The 26,468-nt window shown below is 70.6% G+C and carries 26 protein-coding genes and 1 tRNA gene; 16 read left to right on the top strand and 11 right to left on the bottom strand.

Annotation, left to right across the window (positions count from 1 at the left end; genetic code table 11):
* The first annotated feature begins 39 nt into the window (after positions 1 to 39).
* The 6 genes from R9Z33_RS01340 to R9Z33_RS01315 are packed head-to-tail and all read left to right on the top strand — an operon-like array spanning position 40 to position 5,918.
* Positions 40 to 393 (top strand): (2Fe-2S) ferredoxin domain-containing protein, encoded by a 354-nt coding sequence (locus R9Z33_RS01340; RefSeq protein WP_318649502.1) that lies wholly within the window; start codon positions 40 to 42, stop codon positions 391 to 393.
* On the top strand, positions 390 to 1,682 hold the full coding sequence (gene mnmE / locus R9Z33_RS01335; protein WP_318649501.1) for a tRNA uridine-5-carboxymethylaminomethyl(34) synthesis GTPase MnmE: 1,293 nt from the start codon (positions 390 to 392) through the stop codon (positions 1,680 to 1,682). The genes R9Z33_RS01340 and mnmE overlap by 4 nt, the downstream gene beginning before the upstream one ends.
* Positions 1,683 to 1,730: 48 nt before the next feature.
* Positions 1,731 to 3,602, top strand: a complete 1,872-nt coding sequence (gene mnmG / locus R9Z33_RS01330; RefSeq protein WP_318649500.1) for a tRNA uridine-5-carboxymethylaminomethyl(34) synthesis enzyme MnmG — start codon at positions 1,731 to 1,733, stop codon at positions 3,600 to 3,602.
* Positions 3,580 to 4,194, top strand: a complete 615-nt coding sequence (gene rsmG / locus R9Z33_RS01325) for a 16S rRNA (guanine(527)-N(7))-methyltransferase RsmG (protein ID WP_404830636.1) — start codon at positions 3,580 to 3,582, stop codon at positions 4,192 to 4,194. Before mnmG ends, rsmG begins: the two co-directional genes overlap by 23 nt.
* Positions 4,181 to 5,017: a ParA family protein gene (locus R9Z33_RS01320; RefSeq protein ID WP_318651596.1), complete on the top strand. Its 837-nt coding sequence runs from the start codon at positions 4,181 to 4,183 to the stop codon at positions 5,015 to 5,017. Before rsmG ends, R9Z33_RS01320 begins: the two co-directional genes overlap by 14 nt.
* Before the next feature lie 58 nt (positions 5,018 to 5,075).
* Positions 5,076 to 5,918 carry a ParB/RepB/Spo0J family partition protein gene (locus R9Z33_RS01315; protein WP_318649498.1) on the top strand — a complete coding sequence of 281 codons (843 nt, stop codon included), beginning with the start codon at positions 5,076 to 5,078 and terminating at the stop codon, positions 5,916 to 5,918.
* On the opposite strand, the gene R9Z33_RS01310 is transcribed toward R9Z33_RS01315, so the two are convergent.
* Complete coding sequence (locus tag R9Z33_RS01310) at positions 5,908 to 7,023, bottom strand: serine hydrolase domain-containing protein (RefSeq protein WP_318649497.1); 1,116 nt, start codon at positions 7,021 to 7,023, stop codon at positions 5,908 to 5,910. The genes R9Z33_RS01315 and R9Z33_RS01310 overlap by 11 nt on opposite strands.
* Before the next feature lie 131 nt (positions 7,024 to 7,154).
* On the opposite strand from R9Z33_RS01310, the gene R9Z33_RS01305 reads away from it, so the two are divergent.
* On the top strand, positions 7,155 to 8,126 hold the full coding sequence (locus tag R9Z33_RS01305) for a Bug family tripartite tricarboxylate transporter substrate binding protein (RefSeq protein WP_318649496.1): 972 nt from the start codon (positions 7,155 to 7,157) through the stop codon (positions 8,124 to 8,126).
* Between the two features lie 66 nt (positions 8,127 to 8,192).
* On the opposite strand, the gene R9Z33_RS01300 is transcribed toward R9Z33_RS01305, so the two are convergent.
* Positions 8,193 to 9,119, bottom strand: coding sequence for an allantoinase PuuE (locus R9Z33_RS01300; protein WP_318649494.1), 927 nt, complete (start codon positions 9,117 to 9,119; stop codon positions 8,193 to 8,195).
* A gap of 81 nt (positions 9,120 to 9,200) precedes the next feature.
* On the opposite strand from R9Z33_RS01300, the gene R9Z33_RS01295 reads away from it, so the two are divergent.
* The 3 genes from R9Z33_RS01295 to R9Z33_RS01285 are packed head-to-tail and all read left to right on the top strand — an operon-like array spanning position 9,201 to position 11,694.
* Complete coding sequence (locus R9Z33_RS01295; protein WP_318649493.1) at positions 9,201 to 10,430, top strand: CaiB/BaiF CoA transferase family protein; 1,230 nt, start codon at positions 9,201 to 9,203, stop codon at positions 10,428 to 10,430.
* Positions 10,430 to 11,263: an HpcH/HpaI aldolase/citrate lyase family protein gene (locus tag R9Z33_RS01290; protein ID WP_318649492.1), complete on the top strand. Its 834-nt coding sequence runs from the start codon at positions 10,430 to 10,432 to the stop codon at positions 11,261 to 11,263. The genes R9Z33_RS01295 and R9Z33_RS01290 overlap by 1 nt, the downstream gene beginning before the upstream one ends.
* 47 nt (positions 11,264 to 11,310) lie before the next feature.
* Complete coding sequence (locus tag R9Z33_RS01285) at positions 11,311 to 11,694, top strand: histidine triad nucleotide-binding protein (protein WP_318649491.1); 384 nt, start codon at positions 11,311 to 11,313, stop codon at positions 11,692 to 11,694.
* A 109-nt stretch (positions 11,695 to 11,803) separates the two neighbouring features.
* Here the strand turns inward: R9Z33_RS01285 and R9Z33_RS01280 are convergent, their stop codons facing one another.
* The 3 genes from R9Z33_RS01280 to R9Z33_RS01270 form a co-directional block, all read right to left on the bottom strand.
* On the bottom strand, positions 11,804 to 12,316 hold the full coding sequence (locus R9Z33_RS01280; RefSeq protein WP_318649490.1) for a hypothetical protein: 513 nt from the start codon (positions 12,314 to 12,316) through the stop codon (positions 11,804 to 11,806).
* Positions 12,317 to 12,539: 223 nt separating this feature from the next.
* Positions 12,540 to 12,614, bottom strand: a tRNA-Gly gene (locus R9Z33_RS01275).
* A gap of 552 nt (positions 12,615 to 13,166) precedes the next feature.
* Positions 13,167 to 14,129 (bottom strand): Bug family tripartite tricarboxylate transporter substrate binding protein, encoded by a 963-nt coding sequence (locus tag R9Z33_RS01270; protein WP_318649489.1) that lies wholly within the window; start codon positions 14,127 to 14,129, stop codon positions 13,167 to 13,169.
* A gap of 57 nt (positions 14,130 to 14,186) precedes the next feature.
* Between R9Z33_RS01270 and R9Z33_RS01265 the strand changes: the two genes are divergently transcribed.
* Positions 14,187 to 15,821 carry a gamma-glutamyltransferase family protein gene (locus tag R9Z33_RS01265; protein ID WP_318649488.1) on the top strand — a complete coding sequence of 545 codons (1,635 nt, stop codon included), beginning with the start codon at positions 14,187 to 14,189 and terminating at the stop codon, positions 15,819 to 15,821.
* A gap of 285 nt (positions 15,822 to 16,106) precedes the next feature.
* The gene (locus R9Z33_RS01260; RefSeq protein WP_318649487.1) at positions 16,107 to 16,679 is read left to right on the top strand and encodes a hypothetical protein; all 573 of its coding nucleotides are present in this window, start codon (positions 16,107 to 16,109) and stop codon (positions 16,677 to 16,679) included.
* A gap of 4 nt (positions 16,680 to 16,683) precedes the next feature.
* On the opposite strand, the gene R9Z33_RS01255 is transcribed toward R9Z33_RS01260, so the two are convergent.
* Positions 16,684 to 17,187, bottom strand: coding sequence for a GNAT family N-acetyltransferase (locus R9Z33_RS01255; protein ID WP_318649486.1), 504 nt, complete (start codon positions 17,185 to 17,187; stop codon positions 16,684 to 16,686).
* Positions 17,180 to 18,061, bottom strand: a complete 882-nt coding sequence (locus tag R9Z33_RS01250) for an alpha/beta fold hydrolase (protein ID WP_318649485.1) — start codon at positions 18,059 to 18,061, stop codon at positions 17,180 to 17,182. Before R9Z33_RS01250 ends, R9Z33_RS01255 begins: the two co-directional genes overlap by 8 nt.
* 81 nt (positions 18,062 to 18,142) lie before the next feature.
* Between R9Z33_RS01250 and R9Z33_RS01245 the strand changes: the two genes are divergently transcribed.
* Together R9Z33_RS01245 and R9Z33_RS01240 are read left to right on the top strand one after the other, a co-directional pair.
* Positions 18,143 to 18,610 carry a carboxymuconolactone decarboxylase family protein gene (locus R9Z33_RS01245; RefSeq protein WP_318649484.1) on the top strand — a complete coding sequence of 156 codons (468 nt, stop codon included), beginning with the start codon at positions 18,143 to 18,145 and terminating at the stop codon, positions 18,608 to 18,610.
* Positions 18,611 to 18,613: 3 nt separating this feature from the next.
* Complete coding sequence (locus tag R9Z33_RS01240; RefSeq protein ID WP_318649483.1) at positions 18,614 to 19,519, top strand: NAD(P)-dependent oxidoreductase; 906 nt, start codon at positions 18,614 to 18,616, stop codon at positions 19,517 to 19,519.
* A 36-nt stretch (positions 19,520 to 19,555) separates the two neighbouring features.
* On the opposite strand, the gene R9Z33_RS01235 is transcribed toward R9Z33_RS01240, so the two are convergent.
* The 3 genes from R9Z33_RS01235 to R9Z33_RS01225 all read right to left on the bottom strand — a co-directional run bounded on the left by R9Z33_RS01235 (position 19,556) and on the right by R9Z33_RS01225 (position 22,783).
* Positions 19,556 to 20,704: an amidohydrolase gene (locus R9Z33_RS01235; RefSeq protein ID WP_318649482.1), complete on the bottom strand. Its 1,149-nt coding sequence runs from the start codon at positions 20,702 to 20,704 to the stop codon at positions 19,556 to 19,558.
* On the bottom strand, positions 20,701 to 21,639 hold the full coding sequence (locus R9Z33_RS01230; RefSeq protein ID WP_318649481.1) for a threonine dehydratase: 939 nt from the start codon (positions 21,637 to 21,639) through the stop codon (positions 20,701 to 20,703). Before R9Z33_RS01230 ends, R9Z33_RS01235 begins: the two co-directional genes overlap by 4 nt.
* Before the next feature lie 169 nt (positions 21,640 to 21,808).
* Entirely contained in the window at positions 21,809 to 22,783 is a 975-nt protein-coding gene (locus tag R9Z33_RS01225) for a TIM44-like domain-containing protein (RefSeq protein ID WP_318649480.1), read from the bottom strand.
* A 119-nt stretch (positions 22,784 to 22,902) separates the two neighbouring features.
* Between R9Z33_RS01225 and R9Z33_RS01220 the strand changes: the two genes are divergently transcribed.
* Together R9Z33_RS01220 and R9Z33_RS01215 are read left to right on the top strand one after the other, a co-directional pair.
* Positions 22,903 to 24,495 carry an ABC transporter substrate-binding protein gene (locus R9Z33_RS01220; RefSeq protein WP_318649479.1) on the top strand — a complete coding sequence of 531 codons (1,593 nt, stop codon included), beginning with the start codon at positions 22,903 to 22,905 and terminating at the stop codon, positions 24,493 to 24,495.
* Positions 24,495 to 24,914: a cupin domain-containing protein gene (locus R9Z33_RS01215; protein ID WP_318649478.1), complete on the top strand. Its 420-nt coding sequence runs from the start codon at positions 24,495 to 24,497 to the stop codon at positions 24,912 to 24,914. The genes R9Z33_RS01220 and R9Z33_RS01215 overlap by 1 nt, the downstream gene beginning before the upstream one ends.
* Here R9Z33_RS01215 and R9Z33_RS01210 read toward each other — a convergent pair whose 3' ends face one another.
* Complete coding sequence (locus R9Z33_RS01210; protein WP_318649477.1) at positions 24,915 to 26,456, bottom strand: tetratricopeptide repeat protein; 1,542 nt, start codon at positions 26,454 to 26,456, stop codon at positions 24,915 to 24,917.
* Positions 26,457 to 26,468 lie beyond the last annotated feature (12 nt).

The following is a 26,468-nucleotide window of genomic DNA, read 5'->3' as shown; positions in this document are numbered from 1 at the left end:
TTGCTACATGGGAGCCGAACATCACCCGAAGGAGGCCGCATGGCCGAGGCAGACCCCCCGCCCTATTTCGAGGCGCATGTCTTCGTCTGCTGCAACCGCCGGCCGGACGGCCACAAGCGCGGCAGCTGCGCGGCCAGCGGCAGCGAGGCGCTGCGCGACTACATGAAGGCTCGCGCCAAGGAGCTCGGCCTCAAGGGCGTGCGCGTCAACCAGGCGGGCTGCCTGGACCGCTGCGAGTTCGGGCCGACGCTGGTGATCTACCCGGAGGGCATCTGGTACCAGGTCCGCACCCGCGAGGATGTGGATGAGGTGCTTGCGGCGCATCTCGTGGCCGGGGGCCGCGCGCGACGGCTGATGCTGACCGAGAAAGACGTGCTCCCGGCCAAGCCGTGAGCGTGATCTTCGCACTCGCCACCGGGGCCGGGCGCTCCGCGGTCGCGGTGATGCGTCTTTCGGGGGCGGGCACGGGCGAGGTGCTGGCGACACTGGCCGGCCCGCTGCCGGCGCCGCGCCGGGCCAGCCTGCGATTGCTGCGCCATGCGGGGGTGGCGCTGGACAGGGCCCTGGTGCTCTGGCTCCCCGCACCTGGCAGCTATACCGGCGAGGACAGCGCGGAGCTGCACCTGCATGGCGGCCCGGCCGTGATCGCGGCGGTGGCCGAGGCGCTGGCGGCGCTGGGCGCCCGCCCGGCGGAGCCCGGCGAATTCACCCGCCGCGCCTTCCTGCATGGCCGCATGGACCTGACGGCGGCCGAGGGCATCGCCGACCTGATCTCGGCCGAGACGGAGGCGCAGCGGCGCCAGGCGCTGCGCCAGGCGGAAGGCGGGCTGGCGGCGCGCCATGCCGCCTGGGCCACCCGCCTGACGCAGCTGCTGGCGCGGCAGGAGGCCTTCATCGAATTCGAGGAGGAAGACTTGCCGGGCGACCTCGACGCGCGGGTGGAGGCGGATGCGGCCACACTGCGCGCCGAGATGGCGACGCTGCTGGCCGAGGGCGATCGTGGCGAGAAGCTGCGCGAGGGCCTGACCATCGCCATCCTGGGCGCGCCCAATGCGGGCAAGTCCTCGCTGCTCAATGCACTGGCCGGGCGTGAGGCGGCCATCGTCTCGGCACGCGCGGGCACCACGCGGGATGTGGTGGAGGTGCGGATGATCCTGGCGGGCGTGCCGGTGACACTGGCCGATACGGCGGGCCTGCGCGAGGCGTCCGACGAGATCGAGGCCGAGGGCATCCGCCGCGCCCTGGCGCGAGCGGAGACGGCCGATCTGCGCCTGCTGGTTTTCGCGGCCGATGCGCCGCCGGACGAGGCCACCCGGGCGCTGCGCGGCCCGGATGCGCTGGTGGTGCTGAACAAGGCCGACCTGCCGCATGCGGGGCTGGAAGGCGCCCTGCCCGTCTCGGCGCGGTCCGGCGAGGGCTTGGCAACGCTGCGGCAACGCCTGGAGGAAGCGGCGGCGGCCCGGGCGGGGCTGGCCGATGGCGCCGTGCTGACCCGCCCACGCCACCGGGCCGCGCTGGGCGAGGCGGTGGAGGAGCTTTCCCGCCTGCCCGATGCTGCGCTGCCCGAGCTCCGCGCGGAGGCGCTGCGGCGCGCGCTGCGCGCCTTGGGGCGCCTCACCGGCCGCGTGGATGTCGAGCAGGTGCTGGACGTGGTGTTCGGCGAATTCTGCATCGGCAAGTGAGCACGCGGTGAATCGCGCTGTCGCGCTGGCGCTGCTATAGGCCGCGCCATGTGGGACATGCGCTTCGATGTGATCGTGGTGGGCGGTGGCCATGCCGGCTGCGAGGCGGCGGCGGCATCGGCCCGGTGTGGCGCGCGCACCCTGCTGCTGACGCATGATCCGGCGAAGCTCGGCGAGATGTCGTGCAACCCGGCCATCGGCGGCGTCGGCAAGGGGCATCTCGTGCGCGAGGTGGATGCGCTGGATGGGCTGATGGGCCGCGCGGCCGATGCGGCCGGCATCCATTTCAAGCTGCTGAACCGCAGCAAGGGCCCCGCCGTGCGCGGCCCGCGCGCCCAGGCCGACCGGCGGCTCTACCGTGAGGCGGTGCAGGCGCTGCTGGCGGAGACGGACGGCCTGACCATCCTCGGCGATCCGGCCGAAGATCTGGTGATCGAGGGCGGCCGCCTGCAGGGTCTCGTGACCGGCACGGGACGGCGCATCGCCTGCGGCGCGCTGGTCATCACTACCGGCACCTTCCTGCGCGGCGTGATCCATATCGGGGAGCAGCGCATTCCGGCCGGCCGCGTGGGCGAGGCGCCGGCAGTGGGCTTGGCCCTGGCGCTGGAGCGCCTTGGCCTGCCGCTGGCCCGGCTGAAGACCGGCACGCCGCCACGCCTCGATGGCCGGACGATCGACTGGGCCAGCCTGGAGATGCAGCCGGGCGACGCGGAGCCCGAACCGCTCTCCTGGATGACCGAGCGCATCGCCAACCGCCAGGTGGAATGCGGCATCACCCACACCACTGCCCGCACGCATGAGATTATTCGCGGCAGCCTGCACCTCTCCGCCGTCTATGGCGGGCGCATCGAGGGTGTGGGCCCGCGCTACTGCCCCTCGGTCGAGGACAAGGTGGTGCGCTTCGCATCGCGGGAGCGGCACCAGATCTTCCTGGAACCAGAGGGGCTGGATGACCCGACGGTCTATCCCAATGGCATCTCGACCAGCCTGCCCGAGGATGTGCAGCGCGCGATGATCGCGAGCATCCCGGGGCTGGAGCAGGCCGTGATCCTGCGGCCCGGCTACGCGATCGAATACGACCACGTGGACCCGCGCGCGCTCGGCCCGACGCTGGAGTGCAAGGCGCTGGCCGGCCTGTTCCTGGCCGGGCAGATCAACGGCACGACCGGCTATGAAGAGGCAGCCGCGCAGGGACTGCTCGCTGGGGTCAACGCCGCGCATGTCGCGGGCGGTGGCGCCGCGCCCGCCACGCTCAGCCGTGCGGAGGCCTATCTGGGCGTACTGCTGGATGACCTGACCTTGCAGGGCGTGAGCGAGCCCTACCGCATGCTCACCGCGCGGTCCGAGTACCGCCTCAGCCTGCGCGCCGACAATGCCGGGATGCGCCTGACGGAGAAGGGCATCGGCTGGGGCTGTGTCGGTCCGGCACGCTCCACCCTGCACCGCGCCTTCGCGACCGATGTGGCGGAGGCGCTGCACCGGGCCCGGACCGAGGGCGCGACGCCTGCCGCCTATGCCGCCGCGGGTGTCGCGGTGAACCAGGATGGCCGCTGGCGCAGCGCCCTGGATACGCTGGCCCTGCCCGCCATGTCCGGCGAGGCGGCGGAGCGTCTTTTCCCGTGGCTGCGCGACCTGCCGCGCCGGGTTCGCGCCTATGTCGAGGCCGAAGCGCTCTACGGCCCCTACCTCGCCCGCCAGGAGGGAGAGCGTGCCCTGCTGGAGCGCGAGGAAGCGCTCGCCATCCCGCCCGATGTGGACTTCGCCGAGATCGCCGGCCTCTCCAACGAGATGAAGGACCGCCTGCAGCGCGCCCGCCCCGCCACCCTGGGCGGCGCCGGGCGGATCCCTGGCGTCACCCCGGCGGCCATCGCCGCACTCGCGGTGCATCTGCGGCGAGGTGTTTCACGTGAAACAGCCTGACCTGCCCAGCCTCGATGTTCCACGTGAAACAGAGGCGCAGCTCCGGGCGTATCTGCGCCTGCTGCTCGCCTGGAACGCGCGGATCAACCTGATCGCCGCCGTGCCGGAGGAAGAGGCCTGGCACCGCCACATCCTGGATTCGTGGCAGATGCTCCCCCTCCTGCCGCCCGGCCCGCTGGCGGATATCGGCTCTGGCGGCGGCCTGCCCGGCTTGGTCATCGCCATAGGGCGAGAGGAGGAGACCCACCTGGTCGAATCCGACCGGCGCAAATGCGCCTTCCTGATGGAGGCGGCCCGCACGCTCGGCCTCAACCATGTGCGCGTTCACCCTTCGCGAATCGAGGCCGCGCGCCTGCCGAAGATCCAGGTGCTGACGGCCCGCGCCCTCGCCCCACTGAACGATCTGCTCGGCCATGCCGCGCGAATCCTGGCGCCAGGCGGCGTCGCGGTGTTTTTGAAGGGCCGGAATGCCGAGGCGGAGTTGACGGCTGCCGCGCCGCGTTGGCTTATGCGGACGGAGCGGTTCCAAAGCCGCACCGACGCACAAGCGACCATCCTCCGCCTCAGCGAGATACGCCCTGCCGGTGTCTGACCCCGCCACCTTCCGCATCCTGGCCCTCGCCAACCAGAAGGGTGGCGTCGGCAAGACCACGACGGCCGTGAATCTGGCCGCGGCCCTCGCCGCTCGCCAGCGCGTCGTGCTCATTGACCTCGATCCCCAGGGCAACGCCTCCACCGGCCTCGGCATCGCCCGCGCCGCCCGCGGCGCCGGCAGCTACGCCATGCTGGTCGAAGGCCGCCCGCTGGCCGAGGTGCTGCGCCCCACGGCCATCCCCAATCTCTCCATCATCCCGGCCGACCCGAATCTCGCCGGCGGCGAGCTGGAGCTGGTGGACCTCGCCCAGCGCGAGACCCGCCTGCGCGACGCGCTCGAGAAAGGGGCCGCCGCGCTCAAGGGCGTCGAGTGGATCCTGCTCGACTGCCCGCCGTCGCTCGGCCTGCTCACCCTCAACGCGCTGGTGGCGGCGGAATCGGTCATGGTTCCGCTCCAGGCCGAGTTCTACGCCCTCGAAGGCGTTTCGCAGATCATCCAGACACTGGATCGCGTCCGCGCCGGCTTCAACCCGAAGCTGCGACTCGACGGCATCGTCCTCACCATGTTCGACCGCCGGAACAACCTGGCCGAGGCCGTGGCGCAGGATGTGCGGGGCTTCTTCAAGTCCCAGGTGTACGACACGGTGATCCCGCGCAATGTCCGCGTCTCCGAGGCACCGTCGCACGGCCTGCCCGTCACCTTCTACGACCCCCGCTCCCCCGGCGCCGAGGCCTATACCCGCCTTGCCGCCGAATTCCTGCGCCGCCACCGTGCCCGGCTGCGCGAGCTGGCGAAGAATGATCTGGAGCGCGAATCCTGATCCGTGTTGAGTGTGACCATCCGGGGCTGAACCCCAGGATGGCCGAGGAGGCCGCCCGATGACCAAACCCCCCGCCCTCGGCCGCGGCCTCTCCGCCCTCTTGGGCGATGCCGCCGCCGTCAGCGCCAGCGCGCCCGGCCTGCGGACCCTGCAGGTCAGCGCCATCGAGCCCGGCCCCTTCCAGCCGCGCGAGGCAATGGACGAGGCCGCCCTGGCCGAACTCGCCGCCTCGATCCGCGAGCACGGCGTGCTGCAGCCCATCCTGGTCCGCCCCGCCAAGTCCAAATCCAACCGTTACCAGATCATCGGCGGTGAGCGCCGCTGGCGCGCCGCCCAGGCGGCGGGCCTGCACGAAGTGCCGGCCCTGGTGCGCGAATTCTCCGACCGCGAAGCGATGGCCGCTGGCCTCGTCGAGAATCTCCAGCGGCAGGACCTCAACCCGCTCGAGGAGGCCGAGGGCTATGGTCGCCTCACCGAGCAGTTCGGCCTCACGCAGGAAGCCCTGGCCCGCGCCGTGGGCAAGAGCCGCCCGCACGTCGCCAACACCCTGCGCCTGCTGAACCTGCCCGAGCGCGTGCGGGACCTGCTGCGCGAGGGCGCGCTGACCGCCGGCCATGCCCGCGCCCTGCTCACGGCGAAGGATCCCGTGGCCCTCGCCCTCCAGGTGGTGGATCGCGGGCTGAACGTGCGCCAGGCCGAAGCCCTGGCGGCGGCGAAGAATGTCGGCCCCGCGCCGCGCCAGCCAAAATCCGACGCCGAGACACGCGCGCTGGAGCGGCAGATCAGCGGCCATCTTGGCCTCAAGGTGACGATCCGCCACGGCCGGCGTGGCGGCCAGGTGATGCTGGCCTACAAGGACCTGGACCAGCTCGACGGGCTGGTGCGCCTCCTCACGAAATGATGGCCGCGTGGGCGAGGTCGCTCAACGTGTTCATCCGCGCCCCATGGAATTCCTCCGCCTGGCGCGTGTTCGAGAGGAAGGCGAAGGACACGCCCGAAGCAGGATCGGCCCAGCAATAGGAGGAGCCGACGCCGCCATGCCCGAAGGTACCGGGATGCGCGATGTCGCCCAGCCCGCGAATGCCCGCCGTCTCGCCGCGCAGATGTGGCCCGAGCCCTCGATGCATCGGCATCCCGTTGTACTCATCCGGCCGGTCGCCCGTGTAGTTGCGGATGGCATAGCCCAGCATCCGCGGTGAGAGGATGCGCCGCCCCGCCACCGCGCCGCCGTTCAGCAGCGCCTGGTAGAAGGCCGCCATCGCCCGCGCGGTGCCATAGCCGCCGCCGCCCGGAATGCCGGCGGCGCGATGCGCCGCCGTCCCCTCCGGCATGCGGACCGAGCCGTCCACATCATGCATGTCCACGGTGCGCGGCTGCACCTCCGGCGGTACGCCGACGAAAAGCTCCCCCTCCAACCCCAGCGGCGCGATGATGCGGCGCCGCAGATAGGCGCGATGGTCCTCGCCGGTCACAGCGCGGATCACCGCGGCCGCCACCCAATGCGCCGAAGCCGGGTGGTAGCGCACGCTGCTGCCGGGCTCCCACTCCAGCTGGAAGCCGCAGACCACCTCACGCAGCAGGGCCGCATCCTCCCAGGCGGCGGCGGGCACCTCCGCGCTTGGGAAACCGGCCTGATGGGTCAGGAGCTGGACGAAGGTGATGCCTCCCTTGCCGCCGGCCTCGAAGCCCGGGAGATACTGCGCGATCGTGTCGCTCAGCCGCAGCCGTCCCTCCTCCGCCAGCGCCCAGAGGCCGGCGGCCGTGATCACCTTGGTGTTGGAGTAGAGCAGCCAGAGCGTGGCGTCGTTCGCCGGTACGCCGTGGCGCGCCGCGCCGAAGCTGCGGAAGAAGCCGAGCTTCCCGTGACGCGCCAGCGCCACCTGCGCGCCCGGGTGATGCCCGGCCGCGATGTCCGCCTCGATCCGGGCGCAGAGGAGATCGAGCTTGGCGGGATCAAGGCCCAGTTCGGCAGGGCTGGCGCTGGGCAGCGGGAAGGCGTCGGTCATCGGGCGGTTCCTCTTCGTTCGCGGTCATTACGCCAGAGGCGCCGCAGCTTGCCAAACAGCCCCTCGCTTCGCCTACACTCGGGGATAAGGGCGCCCCCGGAATGCAAGGATCGCCCATCGGAGGAACATCCATGTCCATCACCCGCCGGGCGGCTTTCGGCCTGCCCTTCGGCCTTCCCATGCTCGCCCAGGCGCAGCCCGCGCCCGCCTTCCCCGACCGCGCCGTGCGCTACATCGTCCCCTTCACCCCGGCCGGCCTCACCGACATCATGGCGCGCCTCGTGGCCCAGAAGCTCTCCGAGATCTGGAGCCGGCCCGTGGTGGTCGAGAACCGGGCCGGCGGCAATGCGCTGATCGGCGCCGACGCCGCTGCCAAATCCCCGCCCGATGGCCATACCCTGCTCGCCATCACGCTGACGCATGCGGTGAATGTCAGCCTCTTCCCCAACGCGCCCTATGACCTGATGCGGGATTTCGTTCCCGTCTCGGTGCTCGGCTCTCTGCCGCTCGTCGTCGTGGTGAACGCCAACAATCCGGCGCGCAGCCTCGCCGACCTGATCGCCCAGTCCCGCTCGCGCGTGCTCAATGGCGGCTCCTCCGGCAATGGCTCGCCGCCGCATCTGGGCCTCGAACTCTTCCGCCGCGTCTCCGGCGCCGGCGGCAACATCACCCATGTGCCCTATCGCGGCGGCGCGCCGGGCGTGACCGACCTCGTCGCCGGCAATCTCGACTTCATGGTCTCCAACCTGCCCGAGTGCCTCGCGCAGATTCAGGGTGGGCGCCTGCGCGGCCTTGCCGTGACCAGCCCCACGCGCCACCGCCTGGTGCCCGACATCCCGACCGTGCTGGAGGCGAACGCGCCCGACCTGCAGATGACCAACTGGACGGCCATGCTCACCAACACCGCCGTGCCGCGCCCCGTGCTGGCGGAGATCAGTCGCGCCACGCAGCTTGCCATGCGCGACGGTGAACTGCGCCGCCGCGGCGAGGAGGGCGGCTTCGACATGCTGGGCTGGGAGCCCGACCGCTCCCGCAGCTTCATGGAGGCAGAGGTGCAACGTTGGGGCCGCCTGGTGCGCGAGGCGGGCATCCGGGCGGATTAGCTCGGCTGCCGTCGAACGCCGGGCAGGCGCCCGGCGTTCGAGGCCATATCCCCAGCGCCGCCATTCTCACTCGTTCAGACCACGCCCCGGATAGGGGTGCGTGTCCACCCAATGCCGCGCGATGTCCTCGCGCCGCGCCACCCAGACATCCGGTTGGGCCATCACATGGTCCAGCAGGCGCCGCAGCCCCGCCGCCCGCGCCGGTTGGCCGGTGATGCGCGGATGCAGCCCGACTGACATCATCGCCGGCCGTCCGCGCCGCCCCTCATCCAGCATGGTGTCGAAGGCGTCGCGGATGTAGCCGAACCACTGCTCGCCATTGCCGATGGAGCCAAAATACTTCGCGTCATTCGTCGCCATCGAATAGGGGACGATCAGGTGGCCCTGGCCCTCGATGGTCACCCAGAAGGGCAGTTCGTCGCCGTAATGGTCGCTGTCGTAGAGAAAGCCGCCATGCTCGGCCACCAGCCGCCGCGTGTTCACCGAGGGTCCATAGCGGCAATACCAGCCCGAAGGCCTCTGCCCCGTGGTCTGCTCCAGCGAGGCGACGGCGCGCGCGATGTGCTCGCGCTCCGTCGCCTCATCCAGCTCGAAATGCTTGATCCAGCGCCAGCCATGCGAGCAGACATCATTGCCCGACGCGCGGATCGCCGCCGCGATCTCCGGATTGCGCTCCAGCGCCTGGGCGCAGGCGAACATGGTGAGCGGCAGGCCGCGCTCGGCGAACATCCGCGTGACGCGCCAGAAGCCCACGCGGCTGCCGTATTCGAACAGCGTCTCCGCCGCCAGATCCCGGCCCTTCGGGATCTGGTTGCGCCCATGCGCCTCGCTCAGATTCGTCTCCGAAAACCCCTCGCCATCCTGCACCGAGGGCTCAGAGCCCTCCTCCACATTCAGCACGAAGTTCAGTGCGAGCTTCGCGCCCCCCGGCCAGCGCGGGTCGGGCGGGTTTGCGCCATATCCGATGAAATCGCGCTTCGCCTCGTATGCCACCTGTGCCGCCTCCGCATTGACCCGATCCAGACTGGCCCATAGCGTCGGCCGCGATCAATGCAGTGGGGAAACGGGGAAGAAATGCTCACGCGGCGCGAATTCGACGCGGCGGCGACAGGCGCGCTGGATGGCCTGCGCGTGGTGGATCTCTCCCGCCTCGTCGCCGGCAACATGCTCACCAAGATGCTGAGCGACCAGGGCGCCGAGGTCATCAAGGTCGAACCTCCCGCCGGCGATTCGCTGCGCGCCTGGAAGGTCGGCGGCGTCGAGACGTCCTGGAAGACCTGGTGCCGCAACAAGCGCAGCATCTGCCTCGACCTCCGCCAGCCCGACGCGATCGCCGTGGTGAAGCGCCTCACAGAGACCGCCGCCATCTTCGTCGAGAGTTTCCGGCCCGGCGTGCTGGAGGAGATGGGCCTCTCCCCCGCGACCCTGCACGCGCTCAACCCGCGCCTTGTCATCGTGCGCGTCTCCGGCTGGGGGCAGACCGGCCCCTTCGCGCATAAGCCGGGCTTCGGCACGCTGGTGGAAGGCTATTCCGGCTTCGCCGCCATCAACGGCTATGCGGACCGCCCGCCCGTCCTGCCGCCCATGTTCATGGCCGACGCCTATGCGGGCCTGATGGGCTCGGCATCCACCCTCATCGCGCTGCGCCATGCCGAGCGCACCGGCCAGGGCCAGGTGGTGGACCTCTCGCTCTTCGAGCCGATCTTCTCCGTGCTCGAGCCGCAGATGGCGAATTACCGCATCACCCGGAAGCTCAAGCCGCGCACCGGCAGCCGCAGCACCAACACGGCGCCGCGCAACGCCTACCAGACCAAGGATGGCGGCTGGGTCGGCCTCTCCAGCTCCACCCAGGCGATCTTCGTGAAGCTGATGAAGAGCATCGGCCGCCCCGAGCTGGTGGAGGACCCACGCTTCCGCACCAACAGCGACCGCATCCGCCACATCGAGGAGATCGACGCCGTGGTGCGTGACGCCGTGGCGCAGCTCACCATGGAGGAGGCGCTGGCGCAGTTCGACCGCGACGGCGTCACCATCGGCCCCATCATGGACGTGGCCGGCCTGGAGCAGGACCACTACGTCGCCGGCCGCGAGGCGCTGATCGAAGTGCCGGATGCCGAGATACCCGGCGGCTGGCTGCCCATGCATGGCGAGGTGCCGCGCCTTTCCGCGACACCCGGCATCCTCCGCAACCCGGCTCCGAGCCTGGGCCAGGACAATGACGCATTGCTCGCCCCGCTGCTGGGTGCCGAGGAACTCGCACGCCTGCGCGCCGCGCGCATCGTGCTCGACGGGGAGACCAAGTGATGGCCCGCATCTGGCGTTCCATGCTCTACGTGCCGGCCAATGTGCCGCGCTTTGTGGAGAAATCCGCGACCGCCGGCGCGGATGCCATCCTGCTCGACCTCGAGGACAGCATCCCGCATGAGCGCAAGGCCGAGGCCCGCGCCGCGCTCGCCACCGCCATCCCCATCGCGCGCTCCGGCGGCTCCGAGGTGCTGGTCCGCGTGAACCGCCCGCTGCGCCTCGCTGTGGGGGATATCGAGGCCGCGGTGGCCGCCGGTGCGGACGGCATCCTGCTCACCAAGGTGCTGGGCCCGGACCACGTCCAGCTCGCCTGCGAATTGCTGACCGGCCATATGCGCATCATCCCCATGGTCGAGACCGCGGCCGCGCTGCGCTCGCTGCACGAAATCGCCCGTGCCTCACCGCGTGTGGCGGGCCTGCTCATCGGTGCCGAGGACCTCGCCGCCGAATGTGGCGCCGCGGCGGATGACGAGATCATCGCCATGGCCAAGCGGCAGATGGTGCTGGCGGCGGTGGCGGCGGGCGTGGCCCCGCTCGGCACGCTCGGCACCGTCGCCGACTACAAGGACGCCGAGAAGGTGCGCGCCCTCGTCGCCCGCTCCAAGCGCGCCGGGCTGGTGGGGGCGAGCTGCATCCACCCCTCGCTCGTGCCCATCCTGAATGAGGGGTTTTCACCGAGCGCGGCCGAACTCGACTTGGCCCGCCGCCAGCTCGCCGCCGGCGAAGAGGCGGCACGCGAGGGCCGCGGCTCCTTCGTGGTGGATGGGCTGATGGTGGATGAGCCCATCCTCATCCGCGCCCGCCGCATCCTGGCCCAGGCGGGGGAGGGGTGAATCACGGCTGATTCCATCGGCGCGCTTCCTGCATTAACCTGCGCCGCATGAGCGTCACCGGCCTTCCCCCCTATGATCCGCAAAACATCTTCGCGCGCATCCTGCGCGGGGAGATTCCCTGCAAGAAGGTGCATGAGGACGAGTTCGCCCTCGCCTTCCACGACATCAACCCGCTGGCGCCGACCCACGTCCTGGTGATCCCCAAAGGCCCCTATGTCAGCGCCGCCGATTTCCACGCGGGTGCGACGACGGAGGAGATCGCGGGCTTCTGGCGCGCCGTCGGCGCGGTCGCGAAGTCGCTCGGCCTGGAGCAGCCCGGCCACCGGCTGATCACGAATATGGGCCCGCATTCCGGCCAGGAAGTGCCGCATTTCCACGTGCACATCCTGGGCGGCCGGCCGCTGGGGCGGATGCTGACACCGGCAGGCTGAGGCGGTTGGACCGAGCCGGGAGGGGAGCGGCCCCCACCATTGAACTTGGGCTAACGTATCCCACGGATTTCCGGCGCGTTTAATGATTGGCAAGATGTCATTATCTACGCTACCGGTCAGGGCTTGGCCGCAATTGAATGTCGAGAGGTTTGATAGGATTGGCCTCCAACTGCCTCACCGCGCTCCGGACCTGCGGTTGCTCTAAGTAGGGCTCGACTCTGGTTTGCTGCGGTGTTTGAGGCGGCGTGCCCACATCACGCTTAAGTTTTTCGATTTCGAGCCGAAGCTTCTCCCGGTTCATTGGCCATGAAGCTATGCGCTCCAGAGCTTGTATAAATGCCCAAAGTCCGCCCGCACCCACCGAAACTGCCGCTATGACTTCGATTAAACCTGGCGACTCAAATCGAATGCGTTTAATTGTTAGTTGGTTACTTTTTTGTACTTTAAAGCTATTCCTTCCAAAGTTTACAAATTTCCTCGCGTCCTCATATCCCGGCGAATTTACACTCATTACATATAGGCGATTGATGTCATAAATAAACGACGACAAATCTAATGCCGATATTGGAGCTTGATCCGCAAAGCTGAACAGAATCGATATTCTCTCTAATTTTTCAACCATCCCAAAGGTCCGTTCCCGATTTCCCTCCCACAGCGACCCTGTGAGACGAAACCAGATATACTAAAATTTTCATGATTTTCTATAACAAAGGGCGCCTTGGTTGCGTTCACGCGGCGGACGGCCCGAAAGTGGCAGAAGCGCTAAGCGCGTTCGGGCATCGGCGCAGATCGGATGCAACAGCGTGAGCGCAGCTATCGACCAAGGTCTCATTGGCGAGAGGTGATGGAGCGGGCGGGGGGAATCGAACCCCCGACATTCAGCTTGGGAAGCTGACGTTCTACCTCTGAACTACGCCCGCGCTCCAGAGCAGACTTAGCCTTGCGTCGGGCCGCACTCAAGCCCCGCGCGCCGCAGCCCAGCCAAAGCCGAGAACCATTCATATGCGTCTAACTGAAGGAGGCAGCCCGCCGCCCCTTTTGGAGCGACGGGCCTTCCCTACCCGGGAGTGTCCTCACCCACCCAGACGACCAAAGGCCAGCCACGATATCCATAGTCTTTCGCGACCAGCACGCGGCCGCTGCGCGTGCGACGAGTGGCCCGGAAAATCAGGCCAAACCCGGGAAGGAGTTGCTGACGTGGTTTGCCCACGGTCGGCACCTCCTCACTCTGCGAGAGGCAAAAACGAGCACTTGACGCAGCGGTAACAAACGGATTCTCATCCGCGTATCGGTCCGACCGTGCCGGTGCTCCCTAGAGGGATCCCGCAAGACCTCTATGGACCCCTACCCCTCTCGGCTGGCACCGGGAGGGGTAGAAGCGGCCTGACTGCGGCCAAACGACCGAGTCGCAGCAACTCATACAATGACAAAGAATCGATTCTGATCAAGCGTTTCCGCGGCCGCGCCCCTTCTCAACCCCCACGCGCACCCGTCGCCTGCAGGATCGGCACCCAGCGCGCCGTCTCCGCCGCGAGGAAGCTCCGCAGCGCCTCCGGCCCCGTCGGCATCATCTGCAGCCCCGCATCGGCGAAGCGCGCCTGCAATTCGGGCCGCGCCAGCGCCGCCTGTGCCGCCGCCGCCAGACGCGTCGCCATGGGCGCGGGCAGCCCCGCTGGCGCATACATCCCCTGCCAGGAGGAACTTTCGAAGCCCGGCACCACCTCCGCGATGCTCGGCAGATCCGGCAGCAGCTGCGAGCGGCCCGCCGTCGTCACCGCCAGCCCCACCACCTGCCCGGCGCGGGCCAGGGGCGCCAGCAGCGTCTGGCTGTCGATCATGAAGTCGAGCCGCCCGGCCGTCAGGTCCGTCACCGCCTGGGGCGTGCCACGATAGGGCACCACGGTGAAATCCACGCCGGCCAGCTTCTTCAGCAATTCCCCCGCGAGGTGCGAGGCCGCGCCCACCCCCGTGGTGCCGAAGGTGGCCGTATCCCGCTTCTCGCGCAGCCAGGCCAGGAAGGCGGGCAGGCTCCGCGCGGGGTTGGAGGGATGCACCGCCAGCAGGAAGGGCTGCTGCGAGAGCAGCGTGATGGGCGTGAAGTCCCGCGCCGGGTCGGGCGCGTCATTGTAGAGCGCGGGCATCACCGCATGCGCCGCCCCGCTCACCAGCAGCGTCTGCCCATCCGGCGCCGCGCGGGCCACGTTGCGCGCGCCGATGGTGGCGCCCGCGCCCGGCTGGTTCTCGATCAGCACCACCTGGCCCAGCTCCGCGCCCATCGGCTCGGCCAGCAGCCGCGCCGCAACGTCAATGATCCCGCCCGCCCCGAAGGGCACGATGACGCGGATGCCGCGCGGCGCCTGCGGCTGGGCCAAGGCGGGCGTGGCCAGGGCGGCCGTGGCGAGGAAGGGCAGGGCGAGGGCGGAGCGGCGGCGCATGGTGGTCTCCCGGAAGTTCCGCCATCGTGGCGAAGAACCCAGGCCACCGGAAGCCCGATGCGACGCGCCCTGCTCCTTCTGCTCCTCCTCGCGCCCCTCGCCGCCCAGGCCGAGGCCATGCGCGCCACGCGCCACATGGTCGCCACCGCCAACCCCATGGCCTCGGCCGCCGGGCTCGAGATGCTGCGCGCCGGCGGCAGCGCCATGGACGCCGCCATTGCCGCCCAGGCCGTGCTGAGCCTGGTGGAGCCGCACGCCTCCGGCCTCTTCTCCGGCGGCCTCCTGCTCGCCTGGGACCCCGCCGCGCGCCGCACGCGCCACTGGGACGGCGTGGCCGAGGCGCCCGCCGCCGCCACGCCCTCGCTGACGCTCGAGCCGGACGGCACACGCCTGCCCGCCAGCGTGGCCCGCAGCGGCCGCGCCGTCGCCATTCCCGGCAGCATCGCAGCCCTGGAGGCCGGCCATGCGGCGCTGGGCCGCCTGCCCTGGCCCAGCCTCTTCGCACCGGCCATCCGCCTGGCCGAGCAGGGTTTCCCCATCCCGCCCTACCTGCATGCCGTGCTCACCGCCCGCGCGCCCGCGCTGCGCGCAAATCCCGATTTCCGCGCCCTGTTCTACGCCGAGGACGGCACGCCCCACCCCGCCGGCCACATCCTCCGCAACCCGGCCCAGGCCGGGGCGCTGCGCCACGTCGCCACGCATGGCGCCGCCGCCCTGCGCGAAGGGCCGCTCGCCGAGGCCTTCCTTGCCGCCACCCGCACCGGCGCCATCCCCGGCCTGCTCACGCCCGAGGACCTGCGCGGCTACCGCGCCATCGAGCGGGAGGCGCTGTGCGGCCAGGCCTTCGCGCGGCGCATCTGCACCGCCGCGGCGCCGTCCTCCGGCGGCGTCGCGGTGCTCCAGCAACTGGGCCTGCTGGAGCGCGCGGGCTTCGCCCAGGCCACGCCCGGCAGCGCCGACGCCGCCCACCTGCTGATCGAGGCCGGCCGCCTCGCCCGCGCCGACCGGCTGCGCTGGGTGGGCGACCCGCGCTTCGTCACCGTGCCGGAGGATGCGATGGTCGCTCGCCGCTACCTCGATGCACGCGCCGAACTGATCAGCCCCAGCCAGGCGCGCCCGGAGGTGACGCCCGGCACGCCCGAGAACGCGCCGATGACCAGCCACATCTCGGTGATGGACGCGATGGGCGGCGCCGTCGCCTTCACCACCACCAATAACCTCAATTTCGGCGCCGACCTGCTGGCCATGGGCGTGGCACTCAACAACGGGAACACGAACTTCGCCGTGAACCCGCAATCCAACTCGCCCAACCGGATGCAGGGCGGCAAGCGCCCGGCGACGACCATGGCGCCCAGCATCATCTTCGACGCGACCGGCGCGCCCGAGATCGTGATCGGCGCCGGCGGCGGCTCCTGGATTCCCGATGCCGTGGCCGGCGGCCTGGCCGAGATCCTGGCCTGGAACCATGATGCCTGGACCGCGGCCGCCCGCCCGCGCCTGGGCGCGCAATCAGGCGCGGTGGAGCTGGAACAGGGCACGCCCGCCGCTGCCCTCGCGCCCGCGCTGACCGCCATGGGCCATGCACCCCGCGTGGTGCCGATCAACACCGGGCTTCAGGTGATCCGCCGCATCCCCGGCGGGCTGGAAGGCGCGGCCGACCCGAGGCGGGATGGCGCGGCGCTCGGCGATTGAGCGCGGGATTCCGCGATTCACAGGCTTTCGGACAAATGCCCGGCCCCGCGAAACGCGCCTGATCCCAGGCGTGGCGCGGCCTGCGGCCCGGCACGGCGGCGGGCCAGATCATGCGCCACAGGGGGGGGCGGAACACCGGCCCGGAATCCGGGCGGTGGCTGCCCGTTTCTAGGACTAAATACCTTTTCCTTCAAGCGTTTTCGCGGCCACCTGTCGAAACCCGCACCCCTCACGGCTCATCAGGTCAGGCGCCGGCATGCCGCCGGACCGAACCGGAGACCGCCCATGACCCGCATCCTCCCCCTCCTCGCCGCCCTGCTCCTCGCGCCGCCGCTCGCGGCCCAGGCGCCGCGCGGCGCGCTGGAGAGCCTGTCCGGCACCTATGCCAGCCCCGCGCCCGAGCCCTGGTATGGCGGCCATGGCACGCGCCGCTTCACCTTCGAGAACGGCCATTGGAGCCTGGTCTTCACCCATGCGCTCGACGGCGGGATGCAGCGCCCGACCTTCCGCTTCCGCACCCTGGGCCCCTACCGCATCGGCGCCGAATCCTCCGCCCTGCCCGGCGCCTTCGAGGCCGTCTTCTTCGAGGATGCGAAATTCGTGACCTTGCTGACCGAGGACCCCGCGCTGATCCGCGCCTTCGGCTTCGAGGGCTGCGGCCTCATCCCGCAGCAGGAGGTGGACATCTCCGTGACCGGCTGCGCGAACTGGAAGCCGGTCGCGCAATGCCGCGAGGATCATGACCTGCTGGCGCTGGACGCCACGGGCCTGCGCTTCGGCGTGCGCCGCCGCGACAATGACCATTGCACCCCCGCCCACCGCCCCACCGCGCTGCTCCCCGCCGTGGTGCGGGAGTAAGCGCCTAGCCGCCGCGGCGCATGAGCAGCGAGGGCAGCACGATCCGGCCGCCGATCCGCGTTTCCTCCCGCCGCAGCGTCCTGAAGCCCTGCGCGGCGTAGAAGGCCTCCGACGGCAGGCTGGCGAGGCAGAGCATCTCCGTCACGCCCGCCGCCTCGGCCTCCGCCAGGCAGCGCCGCAGGATCAGCCCGGCGGCGCCCCGGCGGAGATGCCCGGGATGCGTCGCGAAGTGCCGCACATGGCCCTGCCCGGGCATGGCCCGTCCCGTCGCCGGGTCCTCCAGGCTCCAGCCGCCCACCGCCACCAGAACCTCACCGTTCAGGGCGAGGAAGTAGCGCCCGGAGGCCAGCAGCTCCGGCCGCGCCCGGCTCACCAGCGGCAAAACGGCGGCCAGCGCCTCCGCGGCATAGGCACCCTGCCACAGCGTGCCATAGGAGGCCGCGAGCACCGCCGAGACGCGCGCCGCATCCTCCGGCGTCGCGACGCGAAGGCTGATCGCCTCAGCCAAGGAAGCCGCGCAGCGCCGCCAGCACCTCGCCGGGCGCTTCCTCGGCCAGGTAATGCCCGCTGTTCACCGCATGGCCGCTCACCGGCCCGTCCGCATAGGCGCGCCATACCGCGAGCGCGTCATACCACTGCCCGATCTTGCCCTTCGAACCCCACAACGCCAGCACCGGGCATTGCACGCGCTCGCCGGCCGCGCGGCTCGCGCGGTCATGCTCCAGATCAATGCTCGCCGCCGCGCGGTAATCCTCGCAGATCGCGGTGACGGTGCCCGGCAGGCGCAGCGCGGCCAGGTAATCGGCCCGCGCCTCCGGGTGGAAGAAGCTGCGATCCTTCGGCTCGCGCGAGGTGTGGATGTCGAACCACGCCTCCACATCCGCGCTGATCAGCGTCTCCGGCCCCGGATGCGGCTGCGCGAACCAGAACCAATGATAGTAGCCGAGGCCGAACTTCATGTCGGCATGCTCGAAGTGATGCAGCGTGGGGACGATGTCCATCACGCAGAGCTTCTCCACGCAGGCCGCGTGGTCCAGCGCGACGCGATGCGCGAGCCGCGCGCCGCGATCATGGCTGACGATGCTGAAGCGATCGAAGCCGAGGCCGCGCATCAGCCCCACCACATCCTTCGCCATCTCACGCTTGGAATAGGGCGCGTGATCGGGCGTCGGTCCCGGCTTTGCCGAGAAGCCATAGCCGCGAATATCGGCGGCGATGACGGTGAAGCGCTCGGCCAGGTCGGGCGCCACGCGGTGCCACATCGCATGCGTCTGCGGATTGCCGTGCAGCAGCAGGAGCGGCGGGCCCTTGCCGCCGCGGCGGAAGCGCACCGCCATGCCGTCCACCTGCCGCGTCTCCAGCGTGAACCCTTCAAAGAACATCCCGACCTCCCATTGACCCTTGCTTCGCGCGGCTTAGCCTGCGGCATCTTTCAACGACCCAGCAAGCCGAGGGGAACTTCCATGGCGCTCGACGACGACAAGCTGTTCAAGAAGGGCCTGCCCATCCGCCGCGCCGTGCTCGGCGCCGAATACGTCGATGGCAGCATGGCCAAGGCCGACGAATTCATGATGTCCTTCCAGCGCGCCACCACCGCCTGGGCCTGGGGCTGGGCCTGGGGCGACCCGACGCTGGACCGCAAGACGCGCTCCATCATCAACCTCGCCATGCTCACCGCCCTCGGAAAGATCCCCGAGGTGAAGCTGCATGTGAAGGGCGCGCTGGCCAACGGCGTGACGGTCGAGGAGATCAAGGCGACGCTGCTGCACGCCACCGCCTATTGCGGCATCCCCGCCGGCCTCGACGCCTTCAAGGCGACGCATGAGGTGCTGCTGGCCGAGGGCGCGATCCAGCCCAAGGCGGAGAAGCCCGCGAAGAAGGCGAAGGCCGCCGCCCCCGCGAAGAAGCCGGCCGCCAAGGCGAAGAAGTAACCCATGGCGCGCCTCGCCTTCGCCGGCATCGGCAATATGGGCTGGCCCATGGCGGCCAACCTCATCAAGGCCGGCCATGACGTCACCGTCACCGACATCTCGCCCGAGCGGGTGGCGCGCTTCGTCAGCGAGGTGGGCGGCCCCATCGCTCCCTCGGCCGCCGCCTCGCCCGCCGAGGCGGCGAAGGGCGTGGAGGCCTTCCTCTGCATCCTGCCCACCAGCAAGGAAGTGGCGATCGTCGCCGACGCCGTGCTGCCGGCCCTGCCGGAGGGCGCGCTCTTCATCGACATGACCTCGGGCAACCCGACGCGCACGCGCGAGATCGCGGCGCGGCTGGCTGCCCGCGGCATCCGCATGGTGGATTGCCCGGTCTCGGGCGGCGTGCCGCGCGCGAAGACGGGCGAGCTCGCGATCATGGCGGGCGGGGCCAAGGCCGATCTGGACGCGGCCGAGCCGCTGCTGCGCGCGATGGGCACCTCCATCCACCGCTGCGGCGAGACGGGCGCGGGCCAGGCGATGAAGGCGCTGAACAACCTGGTCAGCGCCGGCGGCTTCCTCATCGGCATCGAGGCGCTGCTGATCGGCCAGAAGCTCGGCCTCGAACCCGGGCTGATGGTGGATGTGCTCAACGCCTCGACCGGCATGAACAACTCCACCCAGAAGAAGTTCCGGCAGTTCGTGCTGTCGCGGCGCTTCGATTCCGGCTTCGGGCTGGACCTGATGGTGAAGGATCTCTCCATCGCCATCGAGGTGGGCAAGGAAGCCGGCGTGCCGACGCCGCTCTCGGCGCTGACGCGCGAACTCTGGGCGGCGGCGGCGACGCATCTGGGGCCAGGCGAGGATCACACGGCGGTGGCGAAGCTCTCGGAGCGGATGGCCAACCAGACGCTCACGGGCGGGAATACCTGAAGCGAGGGGCGCTGCCCCTCGACCCTGGCAGGAACCTCAGGTTCCTGCACCTCCGGCAACCAGCTTGCCGCCGGAATACACCGCCAGCGGCGCGGCGCGGGTCACCACCGCCTCCGCCACGCAGCTGGCCCCAACCAGCACCAGATCGGCGCGGTTGCCTACCGCGAGCCCGTAATCCGCGAAGCCGCAGGCCTCGGCGCCACGGAACGTCACGGCGTCGAGCGCCAGCGCCACATCCTCATCGCGCCGCAGCTCGTATTTCAGCGCGACCATGCCCGCACGGGCCAGCATGTCGGGCGCGTTGTGCGGGCTCCAGGTGTCGCGGATGTTGTCATTTCCGGCGAAGAGCACCACGCCCAGCTCGCGCGCCCGCTTGAGCGGCGGCACGGCGCGCGAGGGCGGCACGGAGGTGCAGAGCGCGACCCCCGCCTCCGCCAGCTGCGCCAGCAGCGCATCCGCCCGCGCGGCCGCCACATCACCGAGCGCGAAGCCGTGGCTGATGACGACGCGCCCCTGCATGCCGAGCGCCCGCGCGCGTTCGGCGATCAGCTCCATGCTGAAGGCGCCGAGTTCACCCGGCTCGTGCAGGTGGATGTCCACCGGCTTGCCGTGGCGCTCGGCCAGCTTGAAGACGATGTCGAGATGGCGCACCGGGTCGCGGTCGATCAGCGAGGGATCGAGCCCGCCCACCGCGTCGCAGCCCAGGCGCAGCGCCGTGTCCAGCCAATCTTCCACGCCCGGCATGCGCAGGATGCCGGATTGCGGGAAGGCGACGAGCTGGATCTCGAGGCGGCCGCGCATCTCCGCGCGCAGCGCCAGCAGCTTCTCGACGTGGGTGAGGCGGCTTTCCTCATCCACATCCACATGGCTCCGCAGCCGCGTGGTGCCCGCGGCGAGATGCGCCTCGCAGAGCGCGCGGCCCTCGCGCATCGCATCCATGCCGATCGCGCGGCGCGTCGCCTTCTCGTTGTTGATGCGATCCATCAGCGAGGGACCGACCTCGTTGCGCCACCAGGGCTGGCCCCAGAGCGTCTTGTCCAGGTGGCAATGGCCCTCGACCAGGCCGGGCAGCAGCAGGCGCGGCGTGTCGTGGCGCCTGCTGGGCTTGAGTGCGGCGATGCGGCCCGCCGCCACATGCAGATCCACCGCGGGCCCGCCGAGCGGGCTGACATGTTCCAGGATCATGCGAGCACCCAGTCGCGAAACAGCTGCAGATCGATATTGCCACCACAGAGGATGGTGGCGACGCGCTTGCCGCGCATCTTGTCACGCTCCTGCATCAGCGCCGCGAAGGGTGCGGCACCCGCGCCCTCGGCCAGGTTGTGCGTGTCGGTCCAATAGGCGCGGATGGCGTCGCGCACCTCGTCATCCGTGACGGTGACCACGCGCGCGGCGCCCTTGAGGATCATCTCCAGCGCGGCGGGGTCGGGGATGCGCGTCGCCATGCCGTCGGCGTTGGTGATGGCGCTCGGCGTCTCGACCACATGGCCCGCCGCGAAGCTGCGGGCATAGGCATCGGCGCCGGTGGATTGCACGCCGATGATCTCGGTGGAGAGGCCCAGAAGGTCGCGCGCCATGATGCAGCCGCAGATGCCGGAGCCGAGGCCGATGGGCACATAGAGCGCATCCAGCGGGGGCGCTGCGCGGAACAGCTCCAGCGCATAGGTCGCCACACCGCGCACCAGGTCGGGCGCGAAGGAGGGGGCAAAGTCCAGGCCGTGCTCGGCCGCGTGATCGCGCGCGAATTGCCGCGCCACGTCGAAATCCGCGCCATGCTCGATCAGGGTCGCGCCCTGCGCGCGCATGGCGGCGTTCTTCTCGGTGGAATTGCCGACGGGGACGACGATGGTGACGGGAATGCCCGCCTTGGCGCCGGCATAGGCGAGGGATTGCCCGTGATTGCCGCGCGTGGCGCTGACCACGCCCTTCGAGCGGAGCTTCTCGAAATAGACGAGCCCGCCGCGCACCTTGAAGGCGCCGGTGGGCGTGTGGTTCTCATGCTTGACCCAGACCTCGCAGCCGGCGCGCTCAGCGAGCAGCGGCCAGGCATATTGCGGCGTGGCGGGAAAATGCCGCCGGATCAGGGTTTCAGCGGCTTCGAGCGCGGGGAGGGTGAACATCCGCGCAGGCTAGAGGTCAGCGCGGGCGAGGAGAAGCGCCCCAAATCGAGCCCACGAAAAAGAATGGCCCGCACCCTCCGAGGATGCGAGCCGAATAGGCGAGCCGGAACGGGTCAGCGTTCCGAAGCCAAGCGCGCGGATGCGCGCGCCCGGCGTCTGAGGGCAAAAATCAACCCGTCTGCTGGATCGCGCTGAGCACCCAGGGGCCGCCCTGGACGCGGACGAAGGTCCAGAGCTCGGTCTGCTCGGTCCGCGCGTTCGGGTCGCCCTCGGTGATGGCGCCGGTCTTCAGGTCGCGCGTCCAGTCCACCAGGCTCATGCGCATGGCGACGGTGGCGTAGTCGCGCGGGCCTTCGCTCCAGGCCTCGGCGAGGTCGCCCTGCTCCAGCTTCACGTCACGCGTCTCGTTCTTCCAGCCGCGCGCGGCCAGCGCCGCGTAATCGTCGCGGAAGAACTGCACCATCTCCGGCGTGGCGAGGCGCGACAGGGCGGCGACATCCTCGCGCGACCAGGCGGCGTTGATCTCGACAAGGTTGCGCTCGAAGGCCTGGTAGTCGGCGGCCTGGATGCCGACCTCGTCCACCGGCTGCGAGGGGCCGCGGGCCATGCCGCCACCCATCCCGCCCATCATGCCGCGCGGCGCATCCTGCTGCTCGCGCATCATGGCGTTCGGCATGCCCGCGGGCGCCGGCTGCTGGCGGAAGCGGCGGAAGATCGCCATCGCCAGGAAGACCAGCCCCGCGATCAGCGCGAGCTGCAGCAGGAAGCCCATGATCCCGGCCAGGCTGCCGAGGCCGGAGAAGAAGCCGCCACCGGCCAGCAGGCCGAAGATGCCGGCGCCGAGCAGGCCGCCCATCAGGCCGGCCATCATCGGGTTGCGGGCGAAGAAGCCGCCCGGGGCCGCGGCCGGACGCGCGGCGGCACCCGGAGCGCCCGCCGTGGCGGGGGCGGAGGGCTGGGTCGCGCTGCGCTCCATCGGGCGCGCGGGTTGCGGCGCGGTGTTGGTCGGAGGCGGCGCCTGGTAGGTGCGCGCACCCCGGCTGCCGGAGGAGGAACGGCCGCCCGGCGCGGCCTCGGCCAGGGCTGGCGCCAGCACGAAGGCGGCGGCGGCGAGGGCGGTCAAAAAGCGTGCAGTGCGACGCATGGTGGTGGCAACTCCCCGAGGGCAAATCTGTCTTTCCGGCAATATAGGCGCAAGGAAGCCGGATTGCGAGGTTCTTCGCATCACCCCATGCTGCAACGCATCAGAGAATGGAGGCGATGATGCGCTGGCGGAAAATCCTGGCGGGGGCGGCCCTGGCCGCAACGATCACATGGCCGGCGGTCGCGCAGACCCCGGCGCCGCGCATCTTCCGCATGGCAACGAGCGTGGACGCCGCCACGCTCGACCCGCACGCGACCAACGCGCTCTTCACCTTCCTCGTCGTCGCGCAGGTCTATGAGAGCCTGACCCATCGCGGCGATGACCTGCGGGTGCATCCCGGCCTCGCCACCGCCTGGCGCCAGGTGGAGCCCACGCGCTGGCGCTTCACGCTGCGCCCGGGCGTGAAATTCGCGGGCGGCGAGGATTTCACGGCCGATGACGTGGTCTTCAGCATCACCCGCGCCCTCGCCCCCACCAGCAACTACGGCATCTTCGTGGACACGGTGCTGCGCGCCGAGGCGGTGGACGACACGACGGTGGATATCGTCACCCGCGTGCCCGACGCCGTGATCCCGGACAAGATGACGCGCATCCTCATCATGGATCGCGGCTGGGCCGAGGCGAACCGCAGCACCGTCCCGCAGAATTTCGCGCAGCGCGAGGAAATCCCGGCGGTGCGCATGGCCAACGGCACCGGCCCCTTCATCATCCGCTCGCGCGAGGTGGACCAGCGCACCGTCATGGTCCGCAACCCGAACTGGTGGGGCATCGCGGCCGGCGTGGCACCCGCCGGCAACGTGACGGAATACCACCACATCACGCTCGGCTCGGATGCGACGCGCGTCGCCGCGCTCCTCTCGGGCGAGGTGGACATGGTGCATGTGGTGCCGGTGCAGGATGTGGCGCGCATCCGCTCCAACCCGCGCCTGCGCGTGCTGGAGGGGCAGGAGAACCGCACCGTCTGGCTCGGGTTCCGCCAGGATGTGGATGAGCTGCCGGGCAGCGACATCCGCGGCCGCAACCCCTTCAAGGACCTTCGCGTCCGCCAGGCCGTGGCGCATGCCATCGACGTCGAGGCATTGCGCCGCGCGACGCTGCGCGGCCAGGCGGTGCCCACCGGCTCCATGTGGACGCAATTCGTGAATGGCTGGGACGCCAGCACCGATGCGCGCCTGCCGCTGGACCGCGAGCGTTCGCGCCGCCTGCTGGCCGAGGCCGGCTATCCGCAGGGCTTCTCCGTGCCGCTCGACTGCCCCGTCGGCACCTATGACGAGGCCTGCCAGGCCATCGCCGCCATGCTGAACCAGGTGGGCATCCGCGTGACGCTGGCGCTGCACCCGAACGCGGTGTTCAGCCAGCGCATCCGCCGGCAGGAGACGGCCTTCTACGCGCTCTCCTGGGGCGTGCCGACCTTCGATGCCAGCTACACGCTGCGCGCCATCATGGCCTCGCGCTCGATCGGCGGCGCGGCCACCTGGAACATGGGCGGCTATTCCAACCCGGCCTTCGACGCGCTGCTGCCGCGCATCGACAATGAGGGCGACCCGGCCGCCCGCCGCGCGCTCATGATCGAGGCACACAAGCTGCACAACGCCGATCTCGGCCATGTACCGCTCTACCACATGATGATCCCCTGGGCGCATCGCCAGGGCGTCCATATGCAGCACCGCGCCGACAACCAGTTCCAGGTGCGCGAGATCAAGGTGGATTGATGGCCGGGCTGGTCAAGCGCGCCGCGGAGCTGCGCGGCTTCCGCATCGCGCCGGGCGATAGCAATTACTTCGCCTGCCTGCTCGACCCCATCGCCGATGGCGCGGGCTTCACCCTGGTGGTGGAGATCTTCGCCCCCGGCGGCGCCACGCCGCCCAACACGCATCGCACCGCGCAGGAGGCCTTCTTCATCCTGCGCGGCACCGGCCGCGCGCGGGCCGGCGAGACCTGGCAGGAGATCGGCCCGGGCGACACGCTGCTGCTGCCGCCCGGCGTCGAGCATGTGGTGGAGAACACTGGCCCGGGAAAGCTCTATTGCCTCACGCTGATGGTCCCGGATGAGGATTTCGCGGCCCTCATCCGCAACGGCACGCCGGTCGAGCTCGACGCCGAGGACAGGGCGGTTCTGGCCGGCCGGTAGCTACCGCCCCGCTTCCAGCTCCATCAGCAGCCGCCGTCCGGCGGCATCGTCCAGGCCCAGCGCGAAGGCCTGGCGCAGCGCCGCCACCGCCTCGGCACGGCGGCCGAGTTCCGCCAGCGCCACGCCACGGCCGAGATACAGCTCGGGCACGCCGGCGGTGAGCCGGATCGCGGTGTCATAGGCCGCCAGCGCCTCCTCCCACTCGCCGAGCCGCGCATGCACGCTCCCCTTCACGTGATGCGGCCGGTGGTCGGTGGCATCCAGCGCGATGGCGCGCGCCAGGGATTCCAGCGCATCCGGCGTGCGGCCCAGCCCGGCGAGCGCCTGGCCGCGCCCGGTATGGCCATCGGCCAGATGCGGCGCGAGCCGCAGCGCCGTCTCGAAGGCGACCAGCGCCGCCGCGTGCTCGTTCTGCCGCAGCAGCGTATGCCCCATGCCCGCATGGGCCGGCGCATAGGTCGGATCGAGCGCCACCGCCCGCCGCGCGACCGATGCGGCCTCCGCCAGCCGCCCCATGAAGCGCAGGATGCGCGCCTCCTCGATCAGCCCGTCGCGGTCGTCATCATCCAGGCGCTGCGCCGTGCGCGCCGCCGCCAGCGCCTCCTCGTAGCGCCCCAGCTCGCGCAGCAGCACGGCCGAGGAGAGATGCGCCCAGGGCGAGAGCGGATCGAGTGCCAGGCCCCGCGCCTGGGCCTGCAGCGCGCCCTCGCGGTCACCCAGCGCGCGCAGCGCCAGGGCGCGACCGTAATGCGCCGAGGCGCGCGGCGGCCCCTCCTCCATCACCAGGTCCAGCAATTCCAGCGCCCGCGCCGCATGGCCGGACCGGACGAGCGAGCGCGCGAAGAGGAAGTCGATGGTCGCGGTCGCGTCGGCCTCCTCCACCCGGCGGCGCAGCAGCAGGAGCCGGTCACGGATCTCCTCCTCCTCGGCATCCATCTCGGCGATGTACCAGGCGTAGAGGCGCGGGGCGACGACGCGCCAGACCTCGGGCGCGGCGCGCAGCAGCAGCGGGTCCGCGCCCTCCGCCACGGGCCCGTCCACATCGGCGATGACGCCGTGGCCTGCGAGGCGCAAGCGCAGGCGCATCCGGTCGCCGGTCACGATGATCTCGCCCGAGAGCTTGCGTTCGGGCCAGCCCAGCAGGTTGCGCAGCAGGGCCGCCAGCCCGCGCAGCGAAAGCCCGGCGGCGGGGATGTTCAGGTCCGGTTCCGAGCCCTCCAGCTCGGCGCTCGGGCGGTGCAGGGTCTCGGTGCGGACGGCATGGGCGGTGGCGTTGATCGCGTCCAGCAGCCGGCGCGCCGCGACCGTGCCGGAGAGCCCGCTGTCCGACAGGCTGGTGGGCACGGACATTTCCGCGATCTCGATGGGCTGGCGCGCCGCCTCGCGCACCACCATCACCACGGCCAGCACCGCCAGCACCAGGGGCAGCGTGCCGAGCAGCAGGCGCTGGCCGATCTCCCAGCCGGCCTTCGCCCGCTCCCACCCGCGCCGGATCAACCCGGGCGGGCGCGTCTCGGCGGCGGGCGTCTCATCTGGCTCCATCCACCCAGGAAA

This window comes from Sediminicoccus rosea, from assembly GCF_033547095.1.
Classification (GTDB): Bacteria; Pseudomonadota; Alphaproteobacteria; order Acetobacterales; family Acetobacteraceae; genus Roseococcus; species Roseococcus rosea.
Note: the sequence above shows the minus strand (reverse complement) of the source record. Positions and strands in the feature narration are given on the sequence as shown.

Coding starts and splice junctions, on each gene's coding strand:
- R9Z33_RS01340 (WP_318649502.1), top strand. CDS start 40: ATGGCCGAGGCAGACCCCCCGCCCTATTTCGAGGCGCATGTCTTCGTC.
- mnmG (WP_318649500.1), top strand. CDS start 1,731: ATGTGGGACATGCGCTTCGATGTGATCGTGGTGGGCGGTGGCCATGCC.
- R9Z33_RS01315 (WP_318649498.1), top strand. CDS start 5,076: ATGACCAAACCCCCCGCCCTCGGCCGCGGCCTCTCCGCCCTCTTGGGC.
- R9Z33_RS01310 (WP_318649497.1), bottom strand. CDS start 7,023: ATGACCGACGCCTTCCCGCTGCCCAGCGCCAGCCCTGCCGAACTGGGC.
- R9Z33_RS01305 (WP_318649496.1), top strand. CDS start 7,155: ATGTCCATCACCCGCCGGGCGGCTTTCGGCCTGCCCTTCGGCCTTCCC.
- R9Z33_RS01295 (WP_318649493.1), top strand. CDS start 9,201: ATGCTCACGCGGCGCGAATTCGACGCGGCGGCGACAGGCGCGCTGGAT.
- R9Z33_RS01290 (WP_318649492.1), top strand. CDS start 10,430: ATGGCCCGCATCTGGCGTTCCATGCTCTACGTGCCGGCCAATGTGCCG.
- R9Z33_RS01285 (WP_318649491.1), top strand. CDS start 11,311: ATGAGCGTCACCGGCCTTCCCCCCTATGATCCGCAAAACATCTTCGCG.
- R9Z33_RS01280 (WP_318649490.1), bottom strand. CDS start 12,316: ATGGTTGAAAAATTAGAGAGAATATCGATTCTGTTCAGCTTTGCGGAT.
- R9Z33_RS01270 (WP_318649489.1), bottom strand. CDS start 14,129: ATGCGCCGCCGCTCCGCCCTCGCCCTGCCCTTCCTCGCCACGGCCGCC.
- R9Z33_RS01265 (WP_318649488.1), top strand. CDS start 14,187: ATGCGACGCGCCCTGCTCCTTCTGCTCCTCCTCGCGCCCCTCGCCGCC.
- R9Z33_RS01260 (WP_318649487.1), top strand. CDS start 16,107: ATGACCCGCATCCTCCCCCTCCTCGCCGCCCTGCTCCTCGCGCCGCCG.
- R9Z33_RS01250 (WP_318649485.1), bottom strand. CDS start 18,061: ATGTTCTTTGAAGGGTTCACGCTGGAGACGCGGCAGGTGGACGGCATG.
- R9Z33_RS01245 (WP_318649484.1), top strand. CDS start 18,143: ATGGCGCTCGACGACGACAAGCTGTTCAAGAAGGGCCTGCCCATCCGC.
- R9Z33_RS01240 (WP_318649483.1), top strand. CDS start 18,614: ATGGCGCGCCTCGCCTTCGCCGGCATCGGCAATATGGGCTGGCCCATG.
- R9Z33_RS01235 (WP_318649482.1), bottom strand. CDS start 20,704: ATGATCCTGGAACATGTCAGCCCGCTCGGCGGGCCCGCGGTGGATCTG.
- R9Z33_RS01230 (WP_318649481.1), bottom strand. CDS start 21,639: ATGTTCACCCTCCCCGCGCTCGAAGCCGCTGAAACCCTGATCCGGCGG.
- R9Z33_RS01225 (WP_318649480.1), bottom strand. CDS start 22,783: ATGCGTCGCACTGCACGCTTTTTGACCGCCCTCGCCGCCGCCGCCTTC.
- R9Z33_RS01220 (WP_318649479.1), top strand. CDS start 22,903: ATGCGCTGGCGGAAAATCCTGGCGGGGGCGGCCCTGGCCGCAACGATC.
- R9Z33_RS01215 (WP_318649478.1), top strand. CDS start 24,495: ATGGCCGGGCTGGTCAAGCGCGCCGCGGAGCTGCGCGGCTTCCGCATC.
- R9Z33_RS01210 (WP_318649477.1), bottom strand. CDS start 26,456: ATGGAGCCAGATGAGACGCCCGCCGCCGAGACGCGCCCGCCCGGGTTG.